The 25,990-nt window shown below is 62.9% G+C and carries 28 protein-coding genes; 15 read left to right on the top strand and 13 right to left on the bottom strand.

The window, feature by feature from the left end; genetic code table 11:
* Window positions 1–4: 4 nt before the first annotated feature.
* Window positions 5–322: a HalOD1 output domain-containing protein gene (locus tag LJF34_RS08625; protein ID WP_231184530.1), complete on the bottom strand. Its 318-nt coding sequence runs from the start codon at window positions 320–322 to the stop codon at window positions 5–7.
* Window positions 323–495: 173 nt separating this feature from the next.
* A complete protein-coding gene (locus LJF34_RS08620; RefSeq protein WP_231184529.1) occupies window positions 496–1,779 on the bottom strand; it encodes an amidohydrolase in 1,284 nt (427 codons plus the stop codon).
* Between the two features lie 222 nt (window positions 1,780–2,001).
* On the opposite strand from LJF34_RS08620, the gene LJF34_RS08615 reads away from it, so the two are divergent.
* The 3 genes from LJF34_RS08615 (at window position 2,002) to LJF34_RS08605 (ending at window position 4,385) form a co-directional block, all read left to right on the top strand.
* Window positions 2,002–3,573 (top strand): Na+/H+ antiporter NhaC family protein, encoded by a 1,572-nt coding sequence (locus LJF34_RS08615; RefSeq protein ID WP_231184527.1) that lies wholly within the window; start codon window positions 2,002–2,004, stop codon window positions 3,571–3,573.
* Complete coding sequence (locus tag LJF34_RS08610) at window positions 3,570–3,830, top strand: hypothetical protein (protein WP_231184525.1); 261 nt, start codon at window positions 3,570–3,572, stop codon at window positions 3,828–3,830. Before LJF34_RS08615 ends, LJF34_RS08610 begins: the two co-directional genes overlap by 4 nt.
* A gap of 108 nt (window positions 3,831–3,938) precedes the next feature.
* Entirely contained in the window at window positions 3,939–4,385 is a 447-nt protein-coding gene (locus tag LJF34_RS08605; protein WP_231184523.1) for a hypothetical protein, read from the top strand.
* Between the two features lie 78 nt (window positions 4,386–4,463).
* On the opposite strand, the gene LJF34_RS08600 is transcribed toward LJF34_RS08605, so the two are convergent.
* On the bottom strand, window positions 4,464–4,796 hold the full coding sequence (locus LJF34_RS08600; protein WP_231184522.1) for an uS10/mL48 family ribosomal protein: 333 nt from the start codon (window positions 4,794–4,796) through the stop codon (window positions 4,464–4,466).
* A gap of 191 nt (window positions 4,797–4,987) precedes the next feature.
* Here LJF34_RS08600 and LJF34_RS08595 point away from each other — a divergent pair, with 191 nt between their 5' ends.
* Both LJF34_RS08595 and LJF34_RS08590 read left to right on the top strand, forming a co-directional pair.
* The gene (locus LJF34_RS08595; RefSeq protein ID WP_231184520.1) at window positions 4,988–5,416 is read left to right on the top strand and encodes a bis(5'-nucleosyl)-tetraphosphatase; all 429 of its coding nucleotides are present in this window, start codon (window positions 4,988–4,990) and stop codon (window positions 5,414–5,416) included.
* A gap of 124 nt (window positions 5,417–5,540) precedes the next feature.
* The gene (locus LJF34_RS08590) at window positions 5,541–5,972 is read left to right on the top strand and encodes a hypothetical protein (RefSeq protein WP_231184514.1); all 432 of its coding nucleotides are present in this window, start codon (window positions 5,541–5,543) and stop codon (window positions 5,970–5,972) included.
* Window positions 5,973–6,040: 68 nt separating this feature from the next.
* On the opposite strand, the gene LJF34_RS08585 is transcribed toward LJF34_RS08590, so the two are convergent.
* Window positions 6,041–6,745: a PGF-CTERM sorting domain-containing protein gene (locus LJF34_RS08585; RefSeq protein ID WP_231184512.1), complete on the bottom strand. Its 705-nt coding sequence runs from the start codon at window positions 6,743–6,745 to the stop codon at window positions 6,041–6,043.
* A gap of 137 nt (window positions 6,746–6,882) precedes the next feature.
* Here LJF34_RS08585 and LJF34_RS08580 point away from each other — a divergent pair, with 137 nt between their 5' ends.
* Entirely contained in the window at window positions 6,883–7,923 is a 1,041-nt protein-coding gene (locus LJF34_RS08580; RefSeq protein WP_231184509.1) for a DUF5787 family protein, read from the top strand.
* A 1-nt stretch (window position 7,924) separates the two neighbouring features.
* On the opposite strand, the gene LJF34_RS08575 is transcribed toward LJF34_RS08580, so the two are convergent.
* A complete protein-coding gene (locus tag LJF34_RS08575; protein ID WP_231184507.1) occupies window positions 7,925–8,425 on the bottom strand; it encodes a DUF5797 family protein in 501 nt (166 codons plus the stop codon).
* Window positions 8,426–8,568: 143 nt separating this feature from the next.
* On the opposite strand from LJF34_RS08575, the gene LJF34_RS08570 reads away from it, so the two are divergent.
* Entirely contained in the window at window positions 8,569–9,345 is a 777-nt protein-coding gene (locus tag LJF34_RS08570) for an enoyl-CoA hydratase-related protein (RefSeq protein ID WP_231184505.1), read from the top strand.
* A 51-nt stretch (window positions 9,346–9,396) separates the two neighbouring features.
* Here LJF34_RS08570 and LJF34_RS08565 read toward each other — a convergent pair whose 3' ends face one another.
* Window positions 9,397–10,647 carry an MFS transporter gene (locus LJF34_RS08565; protein ID WP_231184503.1) on the bottom strand — a complete coding sequence of 417 codons (1,251 nt, stop codon included), beginning with the start codon at window positions 10,645–10,647 and terminating at the stop codon, window positions 9,397–9,399.
* Window positions 10,648–10,801: 154 nt separating this feature from the next.
* Here LJF34_RS08565 and LJF34_RS08560 point away from each other — a divergent pair, with 154 nt between their 5' ends.
* The 3 genes from LJF34_RS08560 to LJF34_RS08550 all read left to right on the top strand — a co-directional run bounded on the left by LJF34_RS08560 (window position 10,802) and on the right by LJF34_RS08550 (window position 13,657).
* Window positions 10,802–11,059 carry a hypothetical protein gene (locus tag LJF34_RS08560; RefSeq protein WP_231184501.1) on the top strand — a complete coding sequence of 86 codons (258 nt, stop codon included), beginning with the start codon at window positions 10,802–10,804 and terminating at the stop codon, window positions 11,057–11,059.
* A 67-nt stretch (window positions 11,060–11,126) separates the two neighbouring features.
* Window positions 11,127–11,438, top strand: a complete 312-nt coding sequence (locus LJF34_RS08555; protein ID WP_231184495.1) for a transcription factor S — start codon at window positions 11,127–11,129, stop codon at window positions 11,436–11,438.
* Window positions 11,439–11,974: 536 nt separating this feature from the next.
* The gene (locus LJF34_RS08550; protein WP_231184494.1) at window positions 11,975–13,657 is read left to right on the top strand and encodes a methylmalonyl-CoA mutase family protein; all 1,683 of its coding nucleotides are present in this window, start codon (window positions 11,975–11,977) and stop codon (window positions 13,655–13,657) included.
* 79 nt (window positions 13,658–13,736) lie between these two features.
* On the opposite strand, the gene LJF34_RS08545 is transcribed toward LJF34_RS08550, so the two are convergent.
* Together LJF34_RS08545 and LJF34_RS08540 are read right to left on the bottom strand one after the other, a co-directional pair.
* On the bottom strand, window positions 13,737–14,837 hold the full coding sequence (locus tag LJF34_RS08545) for a hypothetical protein (RefSeq protein ID WP_231184493.1): 1,101 nt from the start codon (window positions 14,835–14,837) through the stop codon (window positions 13,737–13,739).
* 148 nt (window positions 14,838–14,985) lie between these two features.
* Window positions 14,986–16,101, bottom strand: coding sequence for an aminotransferase class V-fold PLP-dependent enzyme (locus LJF34_RS08540; RefSeq protein WP_231184492.1), 1,116 nt, complete (start codon window positions 16,099–16,101; stop codon window positions 14,986–14,988).
* 96 nt (window positions 16,102–16,197) lie between these two features.
* Between LJF34_RS08540 and mce the strand changes: the two genes are divergently transcribed.
* Window positions 16,198–16,581 carry a methylmalonyl-CoA epimerase gene (gene mce / locus LJF34_RS08535; RefSeq protein WP_231184491.1) on the top strand — a complete coding sequence of 128 codons (384 nt, stop codon included), beginning with the start codon at window positions 16,198–16,200 and terminating at the stop codon, window positions 16,579–16,581.
* 9 nt (window positions 16,582–16,590) lie between these two features.
* Here the strand turns inward: mce and LJF34_RS08530 are convergent, their stop codons facing one another.
* A complete protein-coding gene (locus LJF34_RS08530) occupies window positions 16,591–17,172 on the bottom strand; it encodes an NUDIX domain-containing protein (protein ID WP_231184490.1) in 582 nt (193 codons plus the stop codon).
* Window positions 17,173–17,299: 127 nt separating this feature from the next.
* The gene (locus LJF34_RS08525) at window positions 17,300–19,216 is read right to left on the bottom strand and encodes a beta-CASP ribonuclease aCPSF1 (RefSeq protein WP_231184488.1); all 1,917 of its coding nucleotides are present in this window, start codon (window positions 19,214–19,216) and stop codon (window positions 17,300–17,302) included.
* Window positions 19,217–19,515: 299 nt separating this feature from the next.
* Here LJF34_RS08525 and LJF34_RS08520 point away from each other — a divergent pair, with 299 nt between their 5' ends.
* Window positions 19,516–19,992: a hypothetical protein gene (locus tag LJF34_RS08520; RefSeq protein WP_231184487.1), complete on the top strand. Its 477-nt coding sequence runs from the start codon at window positions 19,516–19,518 to the stop codon at window positions 19,990–19,992.
* Window positions 19,993–20,006: 14 nt separating this feature from the next.
* Here the strand turns inward: LJF34_RS08520 and LJF34_RS08515 are convergent, their stop codons facing one another.
* Genes LJF34_RS08515 through LJF34_RS08505 form a run of 3 tightly spaced genes read right to left on the bottom strand, consistent with a single transcriptional unit; the run spans window position 20,007 to window position 21,438 of the window.
* Complete coding sequence (locus tag LJF34_RS08515; protein WP_231184486.1) at window positions 20,007–20,411, bottom strand: hypothetical protein; 405 nt, start codon at window positions 20,409–20,411, stop codon at window positions 20,007–20,009.
* 54 nt (window positions 20,412–20,465) lie between these two features.
* Window positions 20,466–20,762, bottom strand: coding sequence for a hypothetical protein (locus tag LJF34_RS08510; protein ID WP_231184485.1), 297 nt, complete (start codon window positions 20,760–20,762; stop codon window positions 20,466–20,468).
* A 37-nt stretch (window positions 20,763–20,799) separates the two neighbouring features.
* Entirely contained in the window at window positions 20,800–21,438 is a 639-nt protein-coding gene (locus tag LJF34_RS08505; RefSeq protein ID WP_231184483.1) for a hypothetical protein, read from the bottom strand.
* A 111-nt stretch (window positions 21,439–21,549) separates the two neighbouring features.
* Here LJF34_RS08505 and LJF34_RS08500 point away from each other — a divergent pair, with 111 nt between their 5' ends.
* The 3 genes from LJF34_RS08500 (at window position 21,550) to LJF34_RS08490 (ending at window position 25,969) form a co-directional block, all read left to right on the top strand.
* Window positions 21,550–22,011: an 8-oxo-dGTP diphosphatase gene (locus LJF34_RS08500; RefSeq protein WP_231184480.1), complete on the top strand. Its 462-nt coding sequence runs from the start codon at window positions 21,550–21,552 to the stop codon at window positions 22,009–22,011.
* A 760-nt stretch (window positions 22,012–22,771) separates the two neighbouring features.
* A complete protein-coding gene (gene proS / locus LJF34_RS08495; protein ID WP_231184479.1) occupies window positions 22,772–24,229 on the top strand; it encodes a proline--tRNA ligase in 1,458 nt (485 codons plus the stop codon).
* An 87-nt stretch (window positions 24,230–24,316) separates the two neighbouring features.
* Window positions 24,317–25,969, top strand: coding sequence for an AMP-binding protein (locus LJF34_RS08490; RefSeq protein WP_231184478.1), 1,653 nt, complete (start codon window positions 24,317–24,319; stop codon window positions 25,967–25,969).
* Window positions 25,970–25,990: the final 21 nt, after the last annotated feature.

Here is a 25,990-nt window from a genome sequence, read left to right as displayed (position 1 = left end):
CGAGTTATTCTAGCTCTTGGATGACGATTTCACCGTAACTCTGGACGGTTACTTCGTAGTTGAGGATGGTAAACACGACTTTTCCGCCCGTTCGAGGGGAGCCGTCGTGTTTGTCGCTAAAGAGATTGTCGAGGGCGTCCGGGTCGATGACGTCGTATAGCGGGACCCCGATATTCCCCGGGTCGCCCCCAGTAATATCGGCGAGCGCCATGACCACCGCCGTGCTGAGTTGCTCCTCGTTCGCGTAGCAAGTGTACCGATTCGACTGTGTCGTGTTCGTCATAACCGCACCGTCGTTACTGTCGTTGATGTTCCCGTTCATAGGTGTGTACCTCTCGAACACTGCAATCTTGTTCGAATCTACTCAGAGGGTTGTGATGGGGGATTATAAAAATTACCGTGTTCAATTGAAACTGTTGGGGATACTGAGTCCACTCTTGATGGACAAGATTCGGAGACGATACTATCCGTTCGGTGTCGGTGGACTTTCCCCAACTATGGTCGTTGTCGAGCTATTTCGAGGATAGCTGTCGAGAGGAGGTCCACGCCGATCGGAAGGCTGTCCTCGTCCACGTCGAACGTCGCGGTGTGGTGGCCGCCCGGGTGGTCGGTTCCGACGCCGACGTACGCCGCGAGGCCGCCGTTTCCTTGGACTTCCTGCATCAGATACGTGGCGTCCTCGCTGCCGCCGAGCGTGTCGCGGCGAATCGGGTTATCGACGCCGTCCGTGTTCAGCGAGACGTCGTGGACGATTTCGACCAAGCCCTCGTCGCTCTCCGCGCTCGGCGCTTCCCCCTCCGCACTGAGTTCGACGGTGCATCCGTGCATCTCCGCCGCGTTTTCGAGGACGCGCTCCGCGCGTTCTTTCATGTAATCCTTGAGTTCCGTCGTCTCGCCGCGAACCTCGCCGTCGATGTACGCGTGTTCCGGGATGATGTTCGTCGCCGTTCCGCCGCCGACCTGTCCCGCGTTGACTCGCGTCGGACCGTCCTCGTGCCGCGGAATTGCATAGAGGTTCTGAATGGCGGTGGCCATCGCCTGAATGGCGTTCTCGCCGGCGTTCGGTTGGCCGCCGGCGTGGGCCGGGACGCCGGAGAAATCCGCGCGGAAGTGGTCCACCGCGAGGAACCCGTCGACGCCCGCGACGACTTCGCCGGTCGGGTGGTCGAGACCGATGTGGACCGCGAGGAGGTAGTCCACATCGTCCAGATGGCCGCTCTTGGCCATCGGCTTGCCCCCGGCCACCATCTCCTCTCCGGGTTGGAAGAGGACCTTGAACGTCCCCTCGAAGTCGCTGTCCTTTATCGCTTCGAGCACGCCGATCCCCATCGTGATGTGCGAGTCGTGGCCGCACGCGTGCATCGCGCCCGCGTGTTCGGAACGGAAGCCTTCCGCGGCGGGAACGTGGTCGCCGTCGGTCGATTCTTCCCGAACCAGTCCGTCGATGTCCACGCGAAGGGCGACGGTCGGTCCCTCGCCGCGTTCGAGGACCGCAATCGCGCCCGTGTTGCCGCCGTCGAGCCGTTCGAGGACGTCCTCGCGCGCCCCGGCGGCGCGCGCCTGTTCGTACCACGTTTCGAGTTCGTCGTCGTCCGGGACGGACATGCGCTCTTCCTGTGCGAGAACCTCGGGACCGACGTACAGCTCGTCCACGCCGATGGATTCGAGTTCGTCCACGATTCGAGCGGTGGTGTAGAACTCACACCACGCGGGTTCCGGGTGTCGATGAAGATCGCGGCGGAGTTCTACGAGTCTGTCACGGCTGGCCTGTTGGCTCATGGCAGGGTGGACGGCGGGGTGGGCCTTAAATACTCCAAAAGCGGCCATGCGAGTGACGTGTCGGAATTCAAGACGGGAGGCGTGTCCGAGTTCGATTCACGTGCGTTTGCGGTTCGCACCGTCGTTCGATTTTTCGTCTCGAACTCCCACTGTCTGTCAATTTTTGCGGACTACTTTTATACCACTTCGGTGGCTTGTCACGGAGTGACAGAGGTATTATGAATGAGTTCGCCAGATGACGAACGCGGCGATGAAGTCGAAGAGGAGTTAGCGCAAGCGGAACACGCGCGACACGAGTCCCGTATCGAGTTCTACGGCGGGACGGCGATGAGCGCGCTCCCCATCGGGTTGTTCATCGTGTGGGCCGTGTTCCAGAGCGGTTTCCTCGGCGTCGGGAGCACCTCCGGCCTCGTCGTGGGGATGCTGCTCTCGCTCATCGTCGGGATGTTCTTCGCAAAGGGTAACTGGAAAACCTACGCCAACACCATCTTCGAGGGGATGACCCAGCGCGTGGCGGCGACGGCCATCGTCGCGTGGCTCTGGGCGGGCATGTTCGCCCAAGTGTTACAGGACGGCGGCTTCGTACAGGGCCTCGTCTGGGCCGCGAACGCGTTGCACGTCGGCGCGTCGCTGTTTCCGGCGGCGACGTTCATCCTCGCGGCGCTGCTGGCCACGGGCATCGGCACGGGGTACGGGACGACCATCGCGTTCACCGGCCTGTTCTTCCCGGCCGGACTCGTCGTCGGCGCGAATCCGGTGTTGATGTTCGGCGCGATACTGTCGGGTGCGGTGTTCGGCGACAACCTCGCACCGGTCAGCGACACGACCATCGTGAGCGCGGTGACGCAGAATTCGGACATCGGCGGCGTCGTCGCCTCCCGGTTCAAATACGCGCTCACCGCGGCGGTGTTCGCGCTCGTCGCCTACGTCGCCGCCGGGATGACGATGGCGGGGGCGAACATCGCCGCCGACATCTCGCTGGACAGCAATCCCATCGGTCTCATCCACCTCGTGTCGATGGGCATCGTCATCGTGACGGCCGTCTCGGGTCGGCACATCGTCGAGGCCATCTCGTGGGGACTCGTGTTCGCAATCGCCGTCAACGTCGTCACCGGCCTCGCGCCGATTCAGAAGATGCTGGTCTTCTACGCGCCGAACAACGGCCCGCTCGCGAGTACTTTCGGCTTCCTACCGTTCGTTCAGACCGTCGCCGTGAACGCCGACAACGCCGGAACGGTCGGCGGCAGTCTCTACAGCGGCGCGTCGGGCTTCTTCCCGCTCATCGTGTTGACCCTGCTCATCGTGGCGGGTGCACAGATAATGATTCGCGGCGGCGGCTTCGAGGCGATTCAGAACTTCCTGTTGAACGCCGTCGCGACGAACGTCCGACGTGCGGAGACAACGATGGTCCTCGGCACGGCGGGCGTCAACGCGATGATCACCATCAACACCGCCGCCGAAATCGCCATCGCGCCGTACGTCGCTCGCATCGGCAAGCGGTTCAACGTCAACGGCTACCGGCGCGCGAACATCCTCGACGCCAACAGCTCCGCCATGGGCTACATCTTCCCGTGGGGCGGCGGCGTCTTGGTCGGCTACGCGACCATGATTCAACTCGTGGGCAGCGACCAGTTCGGCTGGTTCACCCGGTCGATGGTCGTCAACCCCGCGGAAGTCTGGCCGTTCGTGTTCCACGGGTGGTTCCTGTTCGGCGTGTTCCTGTTCTCGGCGCTGACCGGGTTCGGGCTGGAGTACGTTTCCGACCGCCGCGCCGAGGAGGTGGCCCGGGTATGAGCCTCCTCGACAAGTATCTGGCCGGGTGGTCGTTCCGGTCGAACAACCCAACGTTCGAGACCGGCGAGGAGATAGACGTGTATCTCACGGGACAGCGTAACGGCACCGCGACTGCCCGAGTTGGTGATACGGTTCTCCAAGTGGACGGGGCACCGCAGGGCAAAGTGGACGACCGCGTTCGACTCCGAGTCGAGGAGTTCGACGCGAACGACCACACGGGACGGGCGACGTTCGTCGAAACCATCGACGGCGAGTGAGAGGAACGGACCCGGTTACGTCGAGGTAACTCCGTAACCGGTTGCTTACGACCAGTTTATGCCGCCGAGATGCCTCCTTTCGAGTACGTACCACGGGGGTGCGGAACGATGGAATCGAACGACTCGATAGAACTCCCGAACCCGCGGGATTCGCGGCGGGAGTTCCTAAAAAAAGGGTTTCTCGCGGCGAGTGCGGTCGGACTCGGAATCGCGGGAGTAGGGACGGTGGCGGCACAGGGAGAACGGGACACGCTGGTGTATTTCGACGACTACGTGGCGGACGCACAGTTCCGCGTCGTCTCGATACTTCCGGCGACGATAACGGTGCGGATGCTCGCACTTCCCGGCGGCGGTGAAGTACCCGAAATCTCGCAACCGGACGACTACAACGGCTATGCGATTCGGTACGACAGGGGAACCGGGAGCGTCGCCGGTGCTTCGTACGTGTTCACCAAAGGGTCACTACAGGAGCGGACGAAATACGAGTTCTCGCGGGACGCGACGGTGTTCAGCAGTCGCCTCGGGCTCCTCGAAACGTCAGTTAGACGGTCCTGAGGACGGGCAGTCGAGACCGAGCGGTCGCTGGGACACTCGCGTTTCGGGATTGTAAAGAGAGTGAAAAATAGAAGACGGTCAGGCTTTCCCCATGCCCTGAATCTGTTCGAGTTCGACCTCGACGCGGATTCCCGGCGGGAAGTCCATCCGTGCGACGCGACGGGAGACGTCGTTGTGCCCGACGATTTCCAACCGTCGCGTGTAGACGGTGTAGTCCCAACTTCGGAACTGTCGGCTCTCGTCGCCCGAGAGTGTTTTGTACTGCGGAACGCGATGTCGCTCCGGCGGGTCCGAGTGCGGTCCGCGAAGATCGGCACCTTTTCGCCCGGCTAACGAACGAATGTCCGATACTACGTTGTCGAGAACGGGCCGGTTCCCGCTTTGGAGGAGTACTTTCGTAATGAAGGTCATGGCTAGCTCTGTAGACTGTACACAATCCTGCTACGTAAAACATCTGCTTCCGTCCCGCGGCTTTGTTACGCCCTATAACGGGGGAAACGATGGCGTTCTCGTCGGAAGCCCAATATCGGAGCGCGCTGGTGGCACGAAATTACGATATTGGTTCGACATTCCTTTAATGGCCAACCTCGTACCTGAACGCAATGGCAGTTAACGCTACGAGCGCGGGTGCGATCCTGTTCAGGGATACCCGCGGTCGACGAGAATACCTCCTCCTCAAAAGCCGACCGGGCGATTGGGAGTTCCCGAAAGGCGGCGTGGAGGGCGACGAAGAGCTACAGCAAACGGCAATACGGGAGGTGAAAGAGGAGGCCGGTATCGAGGATTTTCGGCTCCTCGACGGCTTCCGCGACGACTACAGTTACGTCTTCGAGGCGAACGGAACGACGATTCACAAGACCGTCCACCTGTTCATCGCCAAGTCCTACGAGGCCAGCGCGGAACTCTCGACCGAACATCGAGACCTGCAGTGGCGCGACTACGAGCAGGCAATAAACACCATCACGCAGGACGGACCGCGCGACATCCTCCGTGATGCACACGAGTTCCTCGACGAGTTCGAAGACACCTGAACGGGAACGAAAACGCGGACTTTTCGACGCATATTTCGAGCCGACCAGCGAGCGGTCCGTCCCGAGATAGAACCTGAAGTGCATCGTCCAGAAAACATTTGTTCCCATAACTGAGTATGGTGACATGAATCGCCGACGGTTTCTGACGACGGTCGGGGCGACTGCCGCGATCGGTTCGATGACCGGGTGTATGGGAGACGGCATCCCCGGCCCGAACTATCCGGGCGGAACCCTGTGGCTTCACAATACGGCCGAATCGGACCTTTCGCTGACCTTCACGACGGTCGATCACTCGCCGAAAGCCACGCTAGAGGTGGTGCTTTCGGCGGGCAGCGGTGAGACGTACCGCCAGTTCGTCTCGGCCCCGACGGGAACCGCCGTCACGCTTCGCGCTCGCGTCGAAACGAGCGAGAAATGGACGACGTTCGAGTTCCTCCCGAGCGGCGGGGGTGACGGGAGCGACACGCCGCCGCAGTACGCCCGACTGGACGTCCTCGGCGTCGGCGTCGGCCTCGATTGGAGCGCGTGGGAGGGAGTCGCGCCGAGTCCAGGATGAACTCGGTGCTGACGCTCGTCGGCTGTCTCGAAATGGGAAGAACGGATTTTCTGTCGCCGACCTAGGGTCTACTGCCGCCGTGCGAGGAGTGCAACCGCCGCGAGCGCGACGACCGAAATCCCGACGCCGAAGCCGGGTTGTCCGCTGCTGTCGGTCGTCGTCGTGGATTCGTTCGACGTGGTGGTCGTCGTCATCCCGGACTCGTCGTCCGTCGTCGCGGTGTCCGTCGTCGTGGTCGTCCGCGACCCGTTCGATTCGCCGCCTTGCACGTTCAGTCCGCCGTAGCCGATTTTGGGGGCGCTGTCCCCGGTTCCGGCGTAGACGGTTATCCCGTACATGTTTGCGGGAAGTTTCCCGTCGACCGTCGTTTCGTTTTTGACGGTGAGTTCGTCGGCGTCGGCCTTCGTCGTCAGGGCTGACCCGTCGCCGCTCCCCGCCTTCGCGGTGTCGAACACGAGGACGACGGTGCCGTCGCCGTCGCCGTCGGTGACGCTCGCGTTGAGTTTGTACTTCATCTCGCCGCCGCCGAGTTGGACGGTCACGGCGTCCACGTTCTCCAGCGAGAGGTTCATCGTCGCCGTCTCTCCCTGCTCTACCTCGTAGATGGAACTGTTCAAGGAAACCGAACTGTTCGCATCGTTCGATTGGAAGAACAGGGGGGACTGTACTGCGGGGTTCGTCGTACTCGCCGCGTGTCCGGCGGAACCCGCCGTTGCGGTTCCGGCGAGGAGCGAGACGACCAACAGGGTCGTGAGGGTGGCTCGTAGATTCATCGTTTTGTGGGGACCGGTACGGAAAACCGGTTTACTCGTCAGTTGACGAGGGAGTTCTCTCTTTCAGCCATACCAACAAATGTTTTTTGATATACCGGAGTCGAATCGCTTACCAGCGTCGGGAGAGAGGGAAGCGTATGGACGAATCGGAGTTCGTCTTCGAACTGCGAACCTGTCGGTGGGCCGAGCGACGCTGGCCGCCCGACGGCGAGCGGGCCGTTCTCGTCGCTCGACAACTCGGGACGAAGCGCAGGCGGTGGGACACCGTGGTCATCGAGGTGGACGCCGACGCCTTCGCTCGTCGGGCGAACTTCGGACGCAACCGGTTGGACGGCGACACGCTCGACGTGGTGCAGCACGCGCCCGCGGAATGGGAGTGGTATCGGGACGCCCTCCCCGAACCCGGTTATCCGTGGCGGTACGTCCGCGAGACGATTCACGAGGTGGACGAGCGAGGAATTCTCTCGGTTCGAAAGCGGGGCAATCGCCTCGAAATCAAGCGCCGATACGCGTATCCGAACTGGGTTCGGCGCATCGTCGCCATCGAGAACAAGCCCGACTTGGACGCGGGCGCGGCCCGCGATTTGCGTCCGCAGTTGGAACGGGACGTGGCCCTCTCGTTGGCCGACGAGGTGTGGGTGGCGACGAACCGGACGGGCGAGACGACCGAACCCGCCCTCCTCGAATCCATTCCGGTCGAGGCGGGAATCCTGACGTTCGACGATCACGACGCCGAGGTGGCGTGGTACCCCCGAACGCTAGATGTCGACGCGCCGGGAACGCGAATCCTCGAACGACCCGGCGGCGGGAAGTACGACCAGTCCGCCGCCCGGTTCGAGTACGTGTCTCCCGACGAGAAGGCACGAAAGCGGCTCGAAATCGCGGAACGGGCCTACGAACGGGGGTGGCGCACGTACACCCGAACGATGCGCCCGGACTGTCGGCACTTCGAACTGCGGCGCGAGGAGGCGTTGATTCTGCCCTACTGTGATGCGAAGTCCTGCCATCAGACGGCGCGGGAGTGTTCCGGAAGGTGCTCCGCGTTCGAACCGGAACCGCCGGCGTGGCGGCAGAAGGGGTGGCCCATCGAGGGCGGGCCGGGGAACGCCAGCAAACGACTGCTCGAATCGCGTCGGGAACGCAATCGTCCGGGCGGGTCGGAGTCGGACGCCGAGTGACTCAACCGGACTCTTCGACCGTTATGTCGTCGCGTTCGACGGTGAGTTTGAACGTCGGGACGGTCCGATAGACGACTTCGACGACGCCCTTCCGTTTCAGGCTCTGGAGTGCCGAGCGCACGTCGTCGACGTCCGGGTCGACACCGAACTCCTCCCGGACGGCGTGGAGGACGGAGACGACGCTCGCCGAGCGTTCGTCCGGGCCGGGAACGACGTCGAACACCTGTCGCTGGAGCGTCGGCACGCGAACCACGCTCGGAACCTCGTCCCCGTCGTCGGCGACCATGCCGGGTTCCACGTCCACGAGGTCGTTCGCCTCGGTGGTCGCGCGGATGTAGCTGTTGTCGTCCCGGTAGTAGTACTCCTTCAGTTCGTTTTCGAGATACTGATGCACTTCGCTCCCGCTCTCTAACCCCCAGCGATCCTGCAGTTCGCTGTTTTTGGTCGGTTGGAGTTCGACCAGATCTGCCAGTCGGTCGCGGGCCTCCTCGGACAACGTCATTGTCGCGTGTTTATGACGGGGGGTTATTTGCCAGTTCCGAAGCGACACCGGCGTTCGTTTCGGCGACGGCGCCCGGTAATAGGAATCGTTGTGGACGGTCGGTCGTCGAAACGATTAACCGAACACCCCGAGACGACATACCCATGCCCGAATCGGACACGGTACGCTACGAGTTTTCCGACGACGTTGCGACGCTGACGGTGGACCGACCCGACCGACTCAACGCGCTCAACGTCGAAACGCTCAACGCGCTCCGCGACGCCATCGACGAGGCGGAGTCGGACGGTGCCCGTGCGCTCGTCCTCACGGGAGCGGGCGAGAAAGCGTTCGTCGCCGGGGCCGACATCGGCTACATGAAGGACCTCTCGGTGGCGGAGGCACAGGCGTACGCCGAGTTGGGCCACGATGTCGCCGACTCGCTCGAATCGTTCCCCGCGCCGGTCATCGCCGCCATCAACGGCTACACCTTCGGCGGCGGTTGTGAACTCGCGCTCGCCTGTGACCTCCGCGTGGCGAGTTCGAACGCCGTTCTCGGCCAGACCGAAATCGACCTCGGCATCATCCCGGGCTGGGGCGGCACACAGCGACTCCCGCGGTTGGTCGGCGACGAACTCGCCCGACGGCTCATCTTCTTCGGCGAGCGCATCGACGCCCAAGACGCTCACGAGATGGGACTGGTCGGCGAGGTCGTCGCACCCGACGAACTGGACGCCCACGTGGAGGAGATGGCGACCGACCTCGCGGAGCGTCCGGCGTTCGCCCTCCAAGCCGCGAAGGAGGCGCTGAATCAGGTGCAGGAAGGCACCCTGTCGGTGGGGCTTCGCTACGAGCGTCGGCTTTGGAGTTCGATGTTCGGCACCCACGACCAGCGGGAAGGAATGACCGCGTTCGTGGAGGACAGGGAACCGAACTTCGACTGAGCGGAAGGAAAGGAGAAACGCAAACGCGACGGGTTCGTTCTTTTTCTATTTTCAATCCTGTGGGGACGCACGCGCGTCCGAGGACGGCGCCCTCGTCTCTTCGACCTGCGTGTAGACGAGGACGACACCCAGTGCCGCGAGGAAGCCGCCCACCTCGAACGGCACTTGGAAGCCGAACCGAACGAGGAAGCCGGAGGAGAGCGGACCGATGGCGGTTCCGAGGCCGAACGCCATGGTGAGCAGGGAGAGTTGGGTCCCGGACCGTCCCTTTCGTGCGATGTCACCCGCCAACGCGAGTGCGGGGGCGAACACCAGCGCGCCCGCGACACCTTGGACGAGTCGGGCGACGAGCATCTGCATGGGGGTAGTGACGAACCCCTGAACCACCGTCGCCGGGATGAGCAGGACGAGTCCGGCGATGATGAACTGTCGTCGCCCGTAGTGGTCCGTCGCACGGCCGATTGGGGCCTGTAGGGCGACCTGCGCGAGGACGAACGCCGCGAACTCGAGGCCGAACCACAGTTCGTTCTGTCCGAGTCGCGTGTTGATGGTCGTCTCCAGCGTCGAAATCAAGGCGATACTGATGGCCATGAACAGCGAGGCGAGTGCGAGCGTGAATATCGGGTCGAGACCGCTCCGCGAGCCGAGAACCGAGATCGAGAAGTCGTCGCCCGCATCGGCCTCCGTTTGCTCGGGGTCGCTCACGAGCAGGGTGACGAGCGCGAAACTGACGAGCGCCCCCAGCGAGGCGATGTAGAACGCGGCTTGGAAACCGGTCATGTGGACTCCGGCGAGGTCGTAGGGTCCCTGATGGACCAGCGCGCCGGCCGCTATCGGCCCCGCACCGAACCCGAGCAACCGGAAGGTGTTGAACACCCCCATGTTTCCGCCGCGGTTCTCGTCCGACGCGAGGTCGTTGACGAGCGCGATGGTACACGGGATCGTGAACGCGACGCCGATGCCCTGGATCGCGCGGATGGCGATGAGGTCGGGGTAGCCACTCGCGAAGGAGTACGAGAAGTTTGTCACCGCTAAAATTGCGAGTCCGAGGAGGATGAACACCTTCCGTCGCTCGGACCTGTCGGAGAGGTATCCCGCGAACGGTTGCGTGAAGCTGTTCAGAAGCCCGAAAAGCGAGAGGACGATACCGGTGATGACCGTCTCGGTGAGGCCGAACGCGTCACCGGATATCGAACCGCTGGCGATGTAGAGCGGCAGAACGACGATGAGAAACGAGTTGCCGACGGAGTCGGCCATCCGCGCTATCGCCAGCGCTAGCACTCGTCTGTCTACACTGAACATTCGGTCCGAAATACCGACTGCACGTTGAAGACAGTTATGACAGCGGCCGTAGTGGCAGCTATCCATATACTTGTCGACAACGCTGTCGGGCGTTTCCGTCCTCGAAGCGGCGGCCGCGGCAACAACTAAGCACGACCGCACCGTCTGTGATACCATGGCACAGAGAGTCAAGTACAACCGTGTCGGGGCTGTCCTTCGGGAACTCTCGTATCCGATTCCCCGGGACGACGCGGCCATCGAGTTGGAGGGAACGACGCTCGTCCTCGCGGACGGTGAGCGGAACCTCGGGGAACTCGTCGACGAAACCGACCAAGAGGAGTACGAGTCGGCGCGCGACCTCGAAACGGAGATCAACAACGTCCTGCCGCGGGAGGCCGTCGGCGAACCGTATCAGTCCGAAGGGGAGGGGTAAGCCAAAAACGAGAAAAGCGCGGAAAGCACGCGACTTAAATGGCCGCGTTTGTTAGTCCGGGACAACAATGGAGTTCTGTGACGAGTGCGGTTCCATGATGAAAGCGAACGACGGTTTCTGGGTCTGTGGCAGCTGCGGTCACGAGACTCCGCGAGGCGATTCCTCGGAGTACGTCATCACCGAAGACCAGGAAGCGACCGAGATAATCGAAAGCAGCGGCGGCAGCAACGGCCTCCCGACGACCGGCGTCCAATGTCCCAACTGTGACAACGACGAGGCCTACTGGTACCTCCAGCAGATCCGCTCGGCCGACGAGAGCGAGACGCGCTTTTTCGTCTGCACCGAATGCGAACACAAGTGGCGCGAAGACGACCACTGAACCCGATTTCTCGTAGTGCGGTTTCTCATCTGCTTCGATGAGATGGTTCTCGAAACGAGGGTTCACGATAGGCTCATTTTTTGCTCGTGATTTCGTATTTCCGGAACTGTCCTTGAAAGCCCTCATCCGTATACACCGCACTGGAAGTGCGATGACGCGAAGCCGAGTAGCCGCCTCGGCGCGTGCGCCAGCAGGCCTTCAACTGGTGGCCTGCTGGCTATCATGCGAGGGATGACTGAGCGAAGCGAAGGAGTCGGTTGGGGAGGGTGTGGCTGATTCGGTTGCGGTGTTGTGGGAGGAATGAAAGGGGCCGCTCGGTCACGCTTGCGTGGTTCCTGTGTGGGCAACTATTCTGGCCGAACGTGACGGAGAGGCCAGAATATCCTGCACAGGTACCGTGAGCGGGCGGGGGCTTTCGAGGCCTACCCCGTGGCAACCTCGTCAACGCTAAAACCGAAATTCCCTCGCTACTACTGCTCGCATCCCTCGAAGTCATCGGTCAATCCTTAAGACGAATCGCCGACAAAGTTCAGGCAATGTTTGACGCGGACGACTTGGAGGAGATCCGCCGGGGGAAAGCGGAGTGGGAAGCGGACACCCTCGACCCGACGCTGGACCGGTTCGGCGAGCGAAAGGAGGAGTTCACGACCGACACCGACGGGCAGACCGTAGAGCGCCTCTACACGCCGAACGACGTCGCCGATGTGGACTACGAGGAGGACCTCGGTTATCCGGGCGAGGATCCTTACACGCGCGGCGTCTACCCGACGATGTACCGGGGACGACTGTGGACGATGCGCCAGTATGCCGGGTTCGGGACGGCCGAGGAGACCAACGAGCGCTATCACTACCTCATCGACAACGGCCAGACGGGGCTGTCGGTGGCGTTCGACCTGCCGACGCAGATGGGCTACACCTCCGACGCCGCGATGTCGGCGGGCGAAGTCGGGAAGTCGGGCGTCGCAATCGACTCGCTGGCGGACATGGAGGCGCTGTTCGACGGGATTCCGCTGGACGAGGTGAGCACGTCGATGACCATCAACGCACCCGCGTCGGTGCTGTTGGCGATGTACATCGCCGTGGGCGACGAGCAGGGCGTCTCCCGCGAGGAACTGCGGGGAACCATCCAGAACGACCTGCTGAAGGAGTACATCGCGCGGAACACGTACATCTTCCCGCCCGAACCGTCGATGCGCATCATCACGGACATCTTCGAGTTCTGCGCCGAGGAGGTGCCGAAGTTCAACACAATCTCGATTTCGGGCTATCACGTCCGCGAAGCGGGCGCGACGGCGGCACAGGAACTCGCGTTCACGCTCGGCGACGGCATCGAGTACGTGGAGGCCGCGTTGGACGCCGGGTTGGACGTGGACGAGTTCGCTCCACAGCTCTCCTTTTTCTTCAACGCGCACAACGACATTCTGGAGGAAGTGTCGAAGTTCCGCGCCGCCCGACGGATGTGGGCGAAAATCATGGAGGAACGCTTCGGCGCGGAGAACCCGAAGTCGAAACAGCTTAAGTTCCACACCCAAACCGCTGGCTCGACGCTCGCCGCCCAGCAGATAGAGAACAACGTGGTCCGCGTGGCGTATCAGGCGCTCGCGGCCGTCCTCGGCGGAACACAGAGCCTCCATACCAACGGCAAGGACGAGGCGTTGGCGCTGCCGACGGAGGAGAGCGTGCGGACCGCGCTCCGCACCCAGCAGATTCTCGCACACGAGAGCGGGGCCGCCGACACCATCGACCCGCTGGCGGGCAGTTACTACGTGGAGGCGCTCACGGACGACCTGGAGGAGGAAGCCTTCGGACTCCTCGACACCATCGACGAGAAGGGCGGGATGCGCTCGGCCATCGAGAGCCAGTGGGTCCAGCGTCAGATTCAGGACGTGGCCTACGACCGCCAGCAGGAGATAGAGTCGGGTGAGCGAACCATCGTCGGCGTCAACGAGTTCGAGGTGGACGAGGAGGCGGAGATGGACGTCCAAGAGGTCACGGCGGAGGACGAACGCCGCCAGATCGACCGCCTGAACGAGGTTCGAGAGGAGCGGGACGACGGGGAAGTCGAAGCGACGCTGGACGCGCTCCGCGACGCGGCTGAGGGCGAGGACAACCTGTTACCGTACATCGTGGACGCGGTGAAGGCCTACGCCACGGTGGGCGAAATCTGCAACGTGCTTCGGGACGTGTTCGGCGAGTATCGGCCCGGAACGGCGATTTAAACGTCTCGGGTGCCGATAGAAACCTGCCGACCGTCACTCGTCGAAAACGAAGCGGCTCGATTATCCCGCGTTACCGCGGTCAGTCGATCGGGAACCGAAGGAGCGCCCCGAGGCCGTCCCGTAACTCGTCACCGCCATCGATGTCGTTCGGGACGACGACGAACTCCCCTCCTTGCGCGACCGTTCTCCGTTCGTAGTCCCTGAGTTCCTCGGCCGACAGGGTCCCCGAGGCGAGCGTCGTCGCGACCCCTTCGTATTCGAGCGCCTCCTCGACCGCTTCCCGTCCGGAAACGGCCTCGTCGCCGGTTTCGAGTTCGCCTAGGAACTCGTCGAGGTGTTCGCGCACGTCTTCCCGTCTGGCATCTTCGAGGTGGTCGCGGGCCTTGTCCGCGAGTTGTTCGAGCCCGTCCCGGGACGCGTCGCCGACGGCGAACGCGTCGGTGACGATGCGGTTCCGGAGCCGATGGTCGAGGTAGTCCCCGTCGAGGAACTCCGATGCGGTGACGCTCGACCCACCGACGAACAACCCGTCAACGGGATCGATGTCGGACTGTCCCGGATTCGCGTTCGACCGGCGCTGCTCGTCGGCAGCTTCGCCGAGGAATTCTACCATCGCCCTCTCGGCGACGCGCTCGAAGAACTCGCGGTGCGTTTGCTCGCGGTCGCCCAGTTCCCCGCTCGTTGGGTTATCCTCCGTATCGTCGCTCCGGAGCGATTCGATCTGCTCGACGTCGCCGTCGGAGAACCGTCCGAGTATCGCCTTCCCGTGTTCGACGACGAGCAACCCGTAGGTCGACTCGTCGGTCGTGACGTCGAGGGGTTCGGTCTCGAACTCGTTCGAGCGCTCGTACCGCTCTCCGGCGACGGGCGACGGGAGGTCGTCGAACACGTAGTCGATGGTTTCGGCGTCGACGATTCCGGCGTAAACCACCAGACCGTTCTCGGGCGTCTCCTCGTAGTCGCTGACGATTCGTCGCACCCGTTCGAGCGCCTCGGTGACGCGCTCGCTCGTCTCGTCGGCGTCGATGTACTCGGTCCTCGCGTGTTCCTCCTCTATTCGTTCGAGCGCGGCGTCTATCGGTTGCTCCGGCGGAACGGCCAGCGTGACGAGGTGAGGTCCGCTGCCGGTTGCGTTCGATACCTCTTCGATTCGGTCCTGAACGTCGTCTGTCGTAGACATGATATTGTGCGCGGAAGGCGTTCCTGCACCGGCCGACGGGAACCGTACGCGGCCGGTGGTGAAACTGTGAATCCGATTCGAGTCCGTAGTCAGTTGAAGCTCCTGCCTGCACTTTCAGCGTCCCGAACGACGACGACCCCCGAAACGCTCAGACGTACTCCAGCAGCGCGTCGATGTCGGCTTCAGTGTTGAAGACGTGAACGGAGGCCCGAACCGAGTTCTCGGGGTACGGAAGTGACCTGACTCGGATTCCTTCGCGGGCGAGTTGTTCGACGAACCCGTCAGGGTCGTCCACTTCGAAGGTTACGAGGCCTGACTCGTACTCGCGCGGACTCAGCAACCGCGCGTCGTCGGCCGCGACGAGGCCGTCTTTCAACCGGTCAGTGAGCGTTCGAATCCGGTGCTCGATGGCGTCGTAGCCGACCTCTTCGATGACGCCGATGGCTTCCCCGAGGCCCGCGTACGTCGCGGGCGAGACGGTTCCGACTTCGAGTCGCTGTGCGCCGGGTTCGTATGCGTACGCCTCGGCGTTGGGGTCCTCGACGCTCCGATAGCCGATGTGGGCCGGATTCAAGTGGCGTTCCGCTCCGTCTCGGACGTGGAGGAACCCCGCGCCGAACGGACCCAACAGCCACTTGTGTCCCGCTCCGGCGACGAAATCCGCGCCCCACTCGGTCACGTCGGTCGCCATCTGACCCGGACACTGCACCGCATCCACGAGAACCAGCGCGCCCGCATCGTGGGCGATGTCGGTGATTTCGGAGACGGGGAGCATCGTCCCGTGGGTCCACGTGAGCGCGCTGAGACAGACGAGTTTCGCGTCCGACGCCGCATCCTTCACCGAATCGAGGTCGAGACGGCCTTCCTCGCTGGTGAGAACGTCCGTCTCCACGCCGTGCCCGTTCAACCGCTTCCACGGGAGGATGCCCGAGGAATGTTCGAGGTCCGTTCGAACCACCCGGTCGCCGGACTCCCAGTCGATGGCGGCGGCGATCCGGTTGATGCCGTCCGTCGTGCTCTGGGTCAACGCGAGCGTCTCGTCGGTCGCACCGAGGTGGTTTGCCACCGTCTCCCGCGTTCGGTCGAGCACATCGAACGTGAACGGATACGACCCTTCCTCCGCCGGTGCCTCGTATTCGTGCCGTTCGAGGCAGGTTTCGACCGCCTCGACCACACGGGTCGGACTGGGGCCGCTGGCACCCGTGTTCATGTACGTCGTCCGTTCGAGCGCGGGTATATCGGCGCGTAAGGCTGTCGGCTCCATGGGAGACACCCACGTGCGGTGTGCCTAATAATTCCCACCTCGCGGCAACCCGGTGGAATCATCACCGTTATGCCGCGATGCGGCCATCGTTTCCGCATGCACGTAGACCACATCGGCATCGCCACCGACGATGCATCGACCCTCGCGGAGACGTACGAAGCGCTGTTCGACGCTCCGGTCGTCCACGAGGAGGAGTTCGACGGCCTGCGAGTCGTCTTCCTCGATTTCGGCGGGAGCTACTTCGAACTGCTCGAACCGCTCGAAGACGGGACGATTTCGGACTACCTCGACCGGAACGGGGCGGGTATCCACCACGTCGCGCTCGAAACCGACGACATCGAGGACGCGCTCGAAACGGCCCGTGACCACGGCGTTTCACTCATCGACGAGGAACCGCGCCCCGGCGCGTGGGGCCACGACGTGGCGTTTCTCCACCCGAAATCGACGGGCGGCGTGTTGGTCGAGTACGTCGAACACTGAAACAGATAATCAAAACCAGTCATCAGCACGCAGTTCGTTCGCCGGAAGCATCCGTGAGGGGGGCTCTGCGAACCACGCCGCCCCATTCAATTCTCCGCCCTGTATCGCTATCTCTCCACCCAGATAGTCCGCGTCGAAGAAGACGAACAGGAGGTGGAGGCGTTTCTCGTCGTCGTTTTCGGGAACCACGGTTAGCTTGCGGAGCAGGAAGGGTTCCGCGAGTTCACAGCGGACGTCGGTCTCCTCTTCGACCTCTCGAACCGCGGCCTCCTCGGACGTTTCTCCGTCCTCGCGTCCGCCGCCCGGAAGTCCCCACGAATCCGCTCCCCGGTTGAGAATCATCAACGCTCGTGAACGGTCGTCGAACGCTTCGTCCGACATCGAATCGCTGAGCGGGGCGGCGTCGTCGGGTCGGCGGACGACCCACGCGTACGCACTCCCGGTGTATCCGTCGCGGGCGTATCCCACCAGTTCCTCGAACTTGGCCGCCGGTTGCTCCTGTGTCCGCTTTTCGACCGGAACGTCGCCGTACTCGTCCAGCAGTCGATTCGTTCGACGTTCGACCGCCGCTCGATTGACTTCTGAAGGCATGATTCTCCCGAATAATGGCAGAAATATAACTGAATCGGAAACGCGATGCGTTCAACGGTTCATCGAACGATGCCACTTAGAGCCGTACAACGGACGAGCGAGGTGCGTTAGCGCCGAGCGCGGGCGTTCACTTGAACCGGAACGTCTCCAGGTTCTTCGGCGCGAACGTGCGGATGTTGAAGTCGTGATAGAGCGACGAGGAGAGGTCTTGGGTCGAACTCTCGTCACCGTGGACACAGAGGACCTTCTCGGGTCGCGGGTTCATCGTCTTGACGAAGTTCATCAGACCGGCGCGGTCGGCGTGGCCGGAGAAACCGTCGACCGTCTCCACGTCGAGTTGGAGGTTGAGCGTCTTGCTCCGGTTGCCGCGTCCGTTGAGCGGGATTTCGTCCCACCCGCTCTGGATACGGCGTCCGAGGGTTCCCTGTGCCTGGTAGCCGACGAACACCATCCTGCTGTCCGGGTCCGGGCCGATGTGTTCGAGCCACGACATGATGGGGCCGCCGGTGACCATCCCGGACGTCGAGAGGATGATACACTGGTCGCCGTCGGCCACGTCCTGTCGTTCCTCCTCGCCGCCGTCGATGTGGTTGAACTGCGGGGCGAGGAACGGGTTCTCGTTTTCGTGGAAGATGCGGTCCCTGAGGTCGTCACGCAGGTATTCGGGGTACGTCGTGTGGATGGCCGTCGCCTCCCAGATCATTCCGTCGAGGTGGACGGGCATCTCCGGGATGTCGCCGTTTCGCATCGCCTCCTCGATGACGAGCATCATCTCCTGTGACCGGCCGACCGCGAAGGCGGGGATGAGGACTTTGCCGCCCTTCTCGTACGTCTCGTTGATGACTTTCTTGAGTTTCTCCTCCGAATCCTTCTGGTCGGTCTGGTAGTCGTTCCGACCGCCGTAGGTCGATTCGAGGATGAGCGTCTCGACGCGCGGGAAGTCGTTCACCGCGCCGTTGAACAGGCGCGTGTCGTCGTAGTGAATGTCGCCCGAGAACGCCACGTTGTACAGGCCGTCGCCGATGTGGAAGTGCGTGACCGACGACCCGAGAATGTGACCCGCGTTGTGGAACGTCAGTTTCACGTCCGGGGCGATGTCGGTGACGTCGCCGTACTCCAGCGGGATGGTGTGTTTGAGGGCTTCGCGAACCATCTCGCTCTCGTACGGCGGGACGCGGCCCTCCTTCGCGGCCACGTCGAGGTAGTCGAGTTGGAGCAGTCCCATCAGGTCGCGGGTCGGTTCGGTCGTGTAAATCGGGCCGTCGTAGCCGTACTTGAACAGGAGCGGGATGAGCGCGCTGTGGTCCAAGTGAGCGTGCGTGAGGACCACGGCGTCGATGGTCGCGGCACCCGCGCCGAGCGCCTCCTCGACTTGGAGGTACGGCACGTCGTCCGATCCCGGTTTGTCGCCGCAGTCGATGAGGATGCGGGTTTCGGGCGTCGAGAGGATGAAGCTCGCGCGTCCGACCTCGCGACAGCATCCGAGCGTCGTGATGCGAACCCACTCCTCGTTGCTCATCTCCTCGCGGTGTATCTGTCTGCCGACCCGCTCCAAAATGTCGCGTCTGTCCTCGCGCTCCTGTTTCAGGAAGTTCCTGACGTTGGAGACCGTCGAGGATTCGATGGGCGGCGTTCTGACGACTTCCGGCGTCCAGCCGACTTCTTGGGTTATCTCGCGGAGCGTACTGCCGTGTTTGCCGATGACCATGCCGGGTTTTTCGGCTTGGATGACGACTTCGCCAGTATCCGCGTGGAAATCGAGGTCCGTCACGCCCGCTTCGTCGGGAATGACTTCGAGGATGTCCTCGCGCGCCGTGTCGGGGCGGGAGAGAACGTCCGGGTCGGGGCGAACTGTGATGCGCTTTCGCAGTTGGCTCGCCAGTTTTCGGATCAGGTCCCCGTTGCGCGCGAACTTCTTCGGGTCGCGCGTGTAGACGACGAGTTCCGGTCCTTCGTATTTGACGTCGGATACCGAAATGTCGCTCGGTAGTTCGCTCGTAATCGTTGCTTTGAGGTCTTCGAGTTGTTGCTCTACTTTACTCATGGTGAAAACAGTCCGCTTCGTCCGTTGGGAGAGCGAATGCTGTTGGTCCGGCGTATCTTGGATTGTCGCAGACGGTGGTTTTCAGCACCGTGACCACTACGACGTATACAGCACAGCATAGATTGTCTCGCTTGTTCTGCGGGATTGGAACATACGCGTCAACGCGCATACAGTGGTCCTGGTCTCCGAAAGCAAACTGCTCATGGGTGACACAGGAAAACCCGCTTATCCCCCACTAAACGGTGTGATTATAAAAGCCTTCTCAAAACCCCTAAACCCATTCTGCCCGACGTGTTCCTATGAAGCTCTCATCGGCCACGGTCGCCGACGAACACGAATGGGTCCGCGAGCGAACCGACGTCGTGACCCTCATCAATGACGTACGGGCAAACCTCGGCGAGGCGTTCGGTACGGAGGTCGATACCGTCTCCGAATCGCAGTACCGAACCGAGGTCGATGCCGTCTTCGCCGACGGCGACGTCGCGGTGAACGTCGCCGCGCTCGTCGCCCTGCTCCGCGACCTCGACGTCGAAAACGACTACCCCGGATTCGTCGTGGACGAACTCCTCGGGCGGGAACTCGCCGGGATGATAGCGGGCAACCAACCCCTCCGCTTGCTCGGCGAGGCCACGTTCCACTACGCGGACATCATGCACCACGTGGACGACGAGGTGGCGGGCGTGGACGACTTGGACGCCGCCCTCGCCGCCGGGTTTCAGACGCGACTGCCGGGGTGGGACTGGACGGAAGGGGAGAGTCCGTTTTCGGTGAAGTGACGAGGTGTAGTGAATCAGGCGTCGGCGGTGACGTCGATTTTGAAATGACGCCCGCCGCGAATCATGTCGAACCCGAAGAACGCGAGCGAGAGCGTGCCGACGAGACTCACCGCGACCCATCCGAGGCCGTCGTTGGCGAGGATGTTGGAGATGAATAACGACGTCGCGGAACAGATGATTCCCAGTCCAGTGAGGCGATACCATTCGACGTCCCACGGCAGTTCGATGCCGGTGGAAATCAAGAGGAGCGCACCGGCGATGGCGGTGCCGAACTGCAAGCGGTACGCAGTACTCGACAGCACCGCGGGTCCAAAGGCGACGACCAGCCCCACGTTCAACACGAAAATGAACAGGCCGTACCATTTGAACACCCGCCGACTCAGCCCGCCGGTGGGCGCACGAATGACCGGCGCTTTCATGAGTTCGTGTTGATTGACTGAACGTAAATAGCTTCTTCCGATGTTTCGCGGGGTTCAAAACGACAACCGCAGGAGATACGACGCGAGTATGGACAGGGAGAGACAGAAGAAACCCACATCGGCCAGTCGACGTTTTTCGACGTTCCACGAGCGGTCGGTAGTCGAGAGGATGAGGAGAAGGCCGCCGCCCGTCCCGAGCGTGATTTGGACGAGGAGGCTCGGGTCGCCCAGCACGTTAAAATCGAGCGCGACGAGCAGACCGAGGTGGAGAACCAGCATCAGGACGCCGAGCCAACGTATCGCGCGTTGGCCGACACTCAGCGTCGGAGCCGAAATCGTTGGCGCTCTCATGAGTTCGTGTTGGATAACTGGCGTTAAATAATTTCGCTCACCCGTCATCGACCCGCAGGTCGAACCCCCAGTCGAATTCCGCCGTCGGGTCGCCGAACTTCGACCCCGACGGGTGGATGGCAATCGGCACCTCGAACCGGTACGTTCCCGGGTCCATGTACCCCCCGACCTGATAGTCGTCCCAGACGAGATACTCGGTTGCGAGCGATTCACCCGCTTCGTACGTGCGGGGCAGACAGGCGTAGTTCGCAAAGGCTCTCCGTTCGTTCTGATCTCTGTCCCGCGTCCAGCGGTCGCCCTTCCGCTCGATCCACTTCGTGTCTTTCGGTTCGTGGAGCCACAATCCCGACGTCTCACTCTTGCCTTCGTCGCGGTTGAATGGGTTGCACATTCCCTCGCCCGCGGAGAACCGTCGTTTCTCCCCTTCGTTCGTCACCGTCACGCGAAGATGGGCGGTGTCCGCGGCCGTGACGGCCCCGTTCAGCAGTTCCACGTCGATTCGAACGCCGTATTTTTTCGGAACCTCGTCCACACCTGCCAGCGACATTCGGCGCTGAACCTCGTCCGGTCCGAACGTCTCGGGGGATTCGGAGCCACCGACGTCGAGGGCGGCGCGTCCGAGACACTCGCCGGACAGGGCCGCTCCACCGACCGCGAGGAGCCGTCGCCGTTTCATGCCCCTCGATTATCCCCTTTCGGCATAAGTCTCGTGAAGGGTCAAACACCTGTTTCACGCTTGCTACTGCGGGTTCGGAACACTGATTGCAATCGACTGACACCATCGACCATGCAACCCGCGACGCTCTGCTATCTCGTTCGGGGCGACGAAATCCTCCTCATCCGCAAGAAACGCGGCCTCGGCGAGGGCAAACTCGTCGGCCCCGGCGGGAAGGTCGAAGATGGTGAAACGCCCCGCGACGCCGCGGTTCGGGAGGTCGAGGAGGAAGTTCGCGTGTCCGTGGAGAACCCGACCAAGGTCGGCGAGTTCGAGTTCGTGTTTGGAACGGAGTCGGAGATGTTCGTCCACGTCTTCCGCGCCGAGGAGTTTTCGGGGAAACCGCAGGAGACGGACGAGGCTGACCCGCGGTGGTTCGACGTCGCGGACATGCCCTACGACGAGATGTGGGAGGACGACCGACTCTGGATGCCATACCTGTTGTCGGGTGAGACGTTTTCCGGATGGTTCCGGTTCGATTCGGACGGCGACGAGGTGCTCGAAGAGGAGTTAGAAACCGGCGTGACGTTTTGAGTGTGGGTTCGGTTGTATCGGCGAATCGTATCCGGTGTTCGCGTCCAACCCGGCCGTTCGCTACGAGTCGTGGCTGTATTGTTGTGATTGCAAATACAGACGTCAATGAAACCGCAACCGCTACCGCCCACACGCCTCCCCAACCGACTCCTTCGCCTTCACTCAGTCGTCCCTCGCACGCTACCAGCACAGCCCTCGGCCAACCGCTGGCCTCTGGGCTGTGCCAGCGTACGCCATAGCGGTTGGTTGGCTTCGCACAGCCCGTCCGTGCCTCATGGCGCGCGCTGACGGGGCGGTGCGGCCAGTGGTTGGCCGCACCGCCTCAGTCATTGTTCGCGCGAGGGATGAGCGACGGCGCGACCAACGGGAGCGTCGGAGCGAATCGGTTGGGGAGGATGTGGTGCGGTGCGGCTACGGGGGGAAGTGGGAATGAAAGGGGCCGTCCGGTCGTGCTTGCGTGGTCCGCTGTGTGGGCTACTATCCGCGCGGCTGGTGCGGAGAGCGCGGATATCCCGCACAGCGACCGCGAGCGGGCGGGGGCTTTCGGGGTCTGCTTCTCGGTAACTGCAGTTACAAAACGACCAACGTCAGTACGTAGCGAGCGGACAATGACTTTCGAAAACTGCGTCACCGCGGTCGGAGCGTCATCACTTCGAATGGAACTCTCGTATCGAAGCGAACGTCCGTCGAACGTCCAAAATAACCACTCCTCGCGGTCGCTTCAGGACATTTAAGAGCGCATCCGGACTGGGTAGGAGTAATGAGCAACGACGACCAGGAACTCGGCATCACCGAGTCCAAATCGTACAGTCCCGGCGACTGGTACGCCGAAGTCGTACTGAAGGCGGGTCTCGCCGACTACGCGCCCATGGGCGGGTTCATCGTGACTCGGCCCCGCGGGTACGCCCTCTGGGAGGGCCTGCAGGACTACCTCGACGGTTGGTTCAAGGAGACGGGGTCGCAGAACGCCTACTTCCCCGCGCTCATCCCCGAGAGCTACCTCGAACGCGAGAGCGACATCGTGGAGGGGTTCGATCCGGAAGTGGCGTGGGTGACCCACGGCGGGCACGAAGAACTCGACGAGCGATTGGCCTTCCGGCCCACCAGCGAGAGCATCATCACGCCGTTCATGAGCCAGTGGGTGCGGAGCCACCGCGACCTGCCGCTCCGACTCAACCAGTGGTGTAGCGTGATTCGATGGGAGGCGACGGATACCAAGCCGTTCTTCCGCACGAAGGAGTTCCTCTGGCAGGAGGGCCACACCGCCCACGAGACGGAGGAGGAGGCGTGGGACGAGACGATGACCCGCCTGTCGCAGTACCAGCGTGCCTTCGAGGAGGTGCTGGCGATTCCGGTCATGCGCGGCCGCAAGCCCGAACACGACAAGTTCCCCGGCGCGGACACCACGACGACGGTCGAAGCCCTGATGCCCGACGGCAAGTCGGTGCAGGGCGCGACCAGCCACTATCTCGGGCAGGGCTTCGCCGAGGCGTACGACCTCTACTTCACCGACGAGAACGAGGACGAGCGCGTGGCCCACACCACCTCGTGGGGGCTGTCGTGGCGCGCGCTCGGGGCACTCATCATGACCCACAGCGACGAGCAGGGGTTCGTCTGTCCGCCCACGCTCGCGCCCGAGCAGGTCGTCATCGTCCCCATCTGGCAGGAGGAGAACCGCGAGGAAGTGCTCTCCTACGCCGAGGGCATCGCCGACGAGTTGGAGGATGCGGGCGTCCGCGTCGAACTCGACGACCGCGACGAGCGCAACCCCGGCTTCAAGTTCAACGAGTGGGAGTTGAAGGGCGTGCCCGTCCGCTTCGAAATCGGCCCGCACGAGGTCGAAGACGACGAAATCACGGTCGTTCACCGACCCGACGGCGAGAACGTCGTGGAGGACCGCGCGGACATCGCCGAAACCATTGAAAACCACTTCGACGCCGTGTTCGACAAGATGTACGAGGCGGCCGAGGAGACGCTCGAAGATAACATCCGAGAGGCCGACTCCCGCGCCGACATTCTCGGCACCATCGGCCAGCACGGCGGCTACGTGAAGACGGCGTGGTGTGGCGACGAGGACTGCGAGGCTGAAATCAAGGAGCAGATTTCGGCGGAGATCGTCATGGTGCCCCTCGACCGCGATGAGGAACCCTGCGGCGACGAGTGTTCCATCTGCGGCGACGAGGCCGAGGAGACGGCCTACTTCGCCAAATCGTACTGACCGCGCGATCTCTTTTTTTCTCGCCGAAGTGCCGACCGTGATATGTGAACCTTGGATTAGATAGTCCCGCGCGTGCAACGAGGTACCATGCCGCGGTACGTCACGCTCGACGACTCGTACGAAACCGCCCGCGAGGACTTCGCGTGGGACCTCCCCGAGACGTTCAACGTCGCCCACGACCTGCTCCGAAAACACGACGACCCGAAGGGGTCCGTGGCGCTGTTCCAAGCCTACCCGGATGGTCGGCGGGAAACGTACACGTTTCACGACATCGACGTCCTGTCGAATCGGGTCGCCAACGCCCTCTCGAACCTCGGCGTCGAATTCGGCGATCGGGTCGCCGTCGCCGTCCCGCAGAAACCCGCGAACCCCATCACCCACCTCGCGTGCTGGAAACTCGGCGCGATATCGATACCGCTGTCGGTGCTGTTCGGGTCCGAGGCGCTCGGCTATCGACTCGACGACAGCGGCGCGAACGTCGCCGTCGTGGACGAGGCCGTTCGGGAGTCGATGGACGAAGTTCGGGACGACTGCTCCGACCTCGAACACGTGGTAGAAGTGGACGGGGACGCCGAGGGTGATGTGCGGAGGTTCGAGGGACTGCTTCGGGACGGCGGGCGCTCGTTCGACCTCGCGGAGACGACGCCCGAGACGCCCGCCATCGTCATGTACACGAGCGGAAGCACGGGTCCGCCGAAAGGCGTCCTCCACGGACATCACGTGTGGGTCGGCCACTGCCCGACGTACTCGATGGTCTTCGAGCGAAACGTCCTCGGAAAGACGGTGGCGTGGACGCCCGCCGACTGGGCGTGGATCGGCGCGCTCGGCGACCTGCTCTTTTCGTCGTGGCACTACGGCCGCCCGGTCGTCGGCTATCCGATGGGGAAGTTCGACGCCGAGGAGGCGTTCGAAATCGTGGAGGAGTTCGGCGTCACGGACGCGTTCATCCCGCCGACGGCCATCCGCATGATGATGGACGTGGCCGACCCCACTGCTACCTACGACCTCGACCTCGACGCCATCAGCACCGGCGGCGAACCGCTGACGCCCGAGATTCTGGCGTGGGCCGAGGAGGAACTGGCGGGCGTCGCGGTGAACGAACTGTACGGGCAGACGGAGGCGAACCTGCTCGTCGCCAACTGTCGGGACTGGTTCGAGGCGAAACCGGGGAGCATGGGAAAACCCGTTCCGGGCCACGACGTCGCCATCGTGGACCCCGAGACGGGCGAGGAAGTTCCTCGCGGCGAAGTCGGTCAAATCGCGGTGCGCGATCCCACGGAACCCGCGATTTTCGAGAAGTACTGGAACGCCCCCGAGAAAACCGAGTCGGTTCGCATCGGCGACTGGCACCTCACCGGCGACCTCGCGGTGCAGGACGAGGACGACTACATCTGGTTCAAATCGCGCGACGACGACCTCATCATCACGAGCGGTTACCGCGTCGGACCCGGCGAAATCGAGAAAACCATCCTCGAACACGAGTCGGTCGAACAGGTCGGCGTCGTCGGCGTCCCGGACGACACGCGAGGGGAGATAATCGCGGCGTTCGTCCAACCCGTTTCGGGTGTCGAGGGGAGCGACGCGCTCCGCGAGGAGATTCGTGCTCTCGTGGGCGACCGACTCGCGAAGTACGAGTACCCGCGTCGAATCGAGTTCGTCGCCCGACTACCCCAGACGACGACCGGAAAGATTCAGCGCACGGAGTTGCGGGAGCGAGCGGTCGAGGAGTCCGACCCGTGAACGGTTGGTATAAATTCACAT

It is taken from the genome of Haladaptatus sp. DYF46 (assembly GCF_021083305.1).
In the GTDB taxonomy this organism is placed as follows: domain Archaea; phylum Halobacteriota; class Halobacteria; order Halobacteriales; family Haladaptataceae; genus Haladaptatus.
Note: the sequence above shows the minus strand (reverse complement) of the source record. Positions and strands in the feature narration are given on the sequence as shown.

What these genes read in the sequence shown, in the direction of transcription:
- LJF34_RS08525 (WP_231184488.1), bottom strand. Translation starts at nt 19,216, where the DNA reads ATGAGTAAAGTAGAGCAACAACTCGAAGACCTCAAAGCAACGATTACG.
- proS (WP_231184479.1), top strand. Translation starts at nt 22,772, where the DNA reads ATGAGCAACGACGACCAGGAACTCGGCATCACCGAGTCCAAATCGTAC.
- LJF34_RS08500 (WP_231184480.1), top strand. Translation starts at nt 21,550, where the DNA reads ATGCAACCCGCGACGCTCTGCTATCTCGTTCGGGGCGACGAAATCCTC.
- LJF34_RS08620 (WP_231184529.1), bottom strand. Translation starts at nt 1,779, where the DNA reads ATGAGCCAACAGGCCAGCCGTGACAGACTCGTAGAACTCCGCCGCGAT.
- LJF34_RS08615 (WP_231184527.1), top strand. Translation starts at nt 2,002, where the DNA reads ATGAGTTCGCCAGATGACGAACGCGGCGATGAAGTCGAAGAGGAGTTA.
- LJF34_RS08600 (WP_231184522.1), bottom strand. Translation starts at nt 4,796, where the DNA reads ATGACCTTCATTACGAAAGTACTCCTCCAAAGCGGGAACCGGCCCGTT.
- LJF34_RS08595 (WP_231184520.1), top strand. Translation starts at nt 4,988, where the DNA reads ATGGCAGTTAACGCTACGAGCGCGGGTGCGATCCTGTTCAGGGATACC.
- LJF34_RS08520 (WP_231184487.1), top strand. Translation starts at nt 19,516, where the DNA reads ATGAAGCTCTCATCGGCCACGGTCGCCGACGAACACGAATGGGTCCGC.
- LJF34_RS08585 (WP_231184512.1), bottom strand. Translation starts at nt 6,745, where the DNA reads ATGAATCTACGAGCCACCCTCACGACCCTGTTGGTCGTCTCGCTCCTC.
- LJF34_RS08515 (WP_231184486.1), bottom strand. Translation starts at nt 20,411, where the DNA reads ATGAAAGCGCCGGTCATTCGTGCGCCCACCGGCGGGCTGAGTCGGCGG.
- LJF34_RS08540 (WP_231184492.1), bottom strand. Translation starts at nt 16,101, where the DNA reads ATGGAGCCGACAGCCTTACGCGCCGATATACCCGCGCTCGAACGGACG.
- LJF34_RS08610 (WP_231184525.1), top strand. Translation starts at nt 3,570, where the DNA reads ATGAGCCTCCTCGACAAGTATCTGGCCGGGTGGTCGTTCCGGTCGAAC.
- LJF34_RS08565 (WP_231184503.1), bottom strand. Translation starts at nt 10,647, where the DNA reads ATGTTCAGTGTAGACAGACGAGTGCTAGCGCTGGCGATAGCGCGGATG.
- LJF34_RS08490 (WP_231184478.1), top strand. Translation starts at nt 24,317, where the DNA reads ATGCCGCGGTACGTCACGCTCGACGACTCGTACGAAACCGCCCGCGAG.
- LJF34_RS08505 (WP_231184483.1), bottom strand. Translation starts at nt 21,438, where the DNA reads ATGAAACGGCGACGGCTCCTCGCGGTCGGTGGAGCGGCCCTGTCCGGC.
- LJF34_RS08530 (WP_231184490.1), bottom strand. Translation starts at nt 17,172, where the DNA reads ATGCCTTCAGAAGTCAATCGAGCGGCGGTCGAACGTCGAACGAATCGA.
- LJF34_RS08560 (WP_231184501.1), top strand. Translation starts at nt 10,802, where the DNA reads ATGGCACAGAGAGTCAAGTACAACCGTGTCGGGGCTGTCCTTCGGGAA.
- LJF34_RS08550 (WP_231184494.1), top strand. Translation starts at nt 11,975, where the DNA reads ATGTTTGACGCGGACGACTTGGAGGAGATCCGCCGGGGGAAAGCGGAG.
- LJF34_RS08605 (WP_231184523.1), top strand. Translation starts at nt 3,939, where the DNA reads ATGGAATCGAACGACTCGATAGAACTCCCGAACCCGCGGGATTCGCGG.
- LJF34_RS08545 (WP_231184493.1), bottom strand. Translation starts at nt 14,837, where the DNA reads ATGTCTACGACAGACGACGTTCAGGACCGAATCGAAGAGGTATCGAAC.
- LJF34_RS08625 (WP_231184530.1), bottom strand. Translation starts at nt 322, where the DNA reads ATGAACGGGAACATCAACGACAGTAACGACGGTGCGGTTATGACGAAC.
- LJF34_RS08575 (WP_231184507.1), bottom strand. Translation starts at nt 8,425, where the DNA reads ATGACGTTGTCCGAGGAGGCCCGCGACCGACTGGCAGATCTGGTCGAA.
- LJF34_RS08580 (WP_231184509.1), top strand. Translation starts at nt 6,883, where the DNA reads ATGGACGAATCGGAGTTCGTCTTCGAACTGCGAACCTGTCGGTGGGCC.
- mce (WP_231184491.1), top strand. Translation starts at nt 16,198, where the DNA reads ATGCACGTAGACCACATCGGCATCGCCACCGACGATGCATCGACCCTC.
- LJF34_RS08570 (WP_231184505.1), top strand. Translation starts at nt 8,569, where the DNA reads ATGCCCGAATCGGACACGGTACGCTACGAGTTTTCCGACGACGTTGCG.
- LJF34_RS08590 (WP_231184514.1), top strand. Translation starts at nt 5,541, where the DNA reads ATGAATCGCCGACGGTTTCTGACGACGGTCGGGGCGACTGCCGCGATC.
- LJF34_RS08555 (WP_231184495.1), top strand. Translation starts at nt 11,127, where the DNA reads ATGGAGTTCTGTGACGAGTGCGGTTCCATGATGAAAGCGAACGACGGT.
- LJF34_RS08510 (WP_231184485.1), bottom strand. Translation starts at nt 20,762, where the DNA reads ATGAGAGCGCCAACGATTTCGGCTCCGACGCTGAGTGTCGGCCAACGC.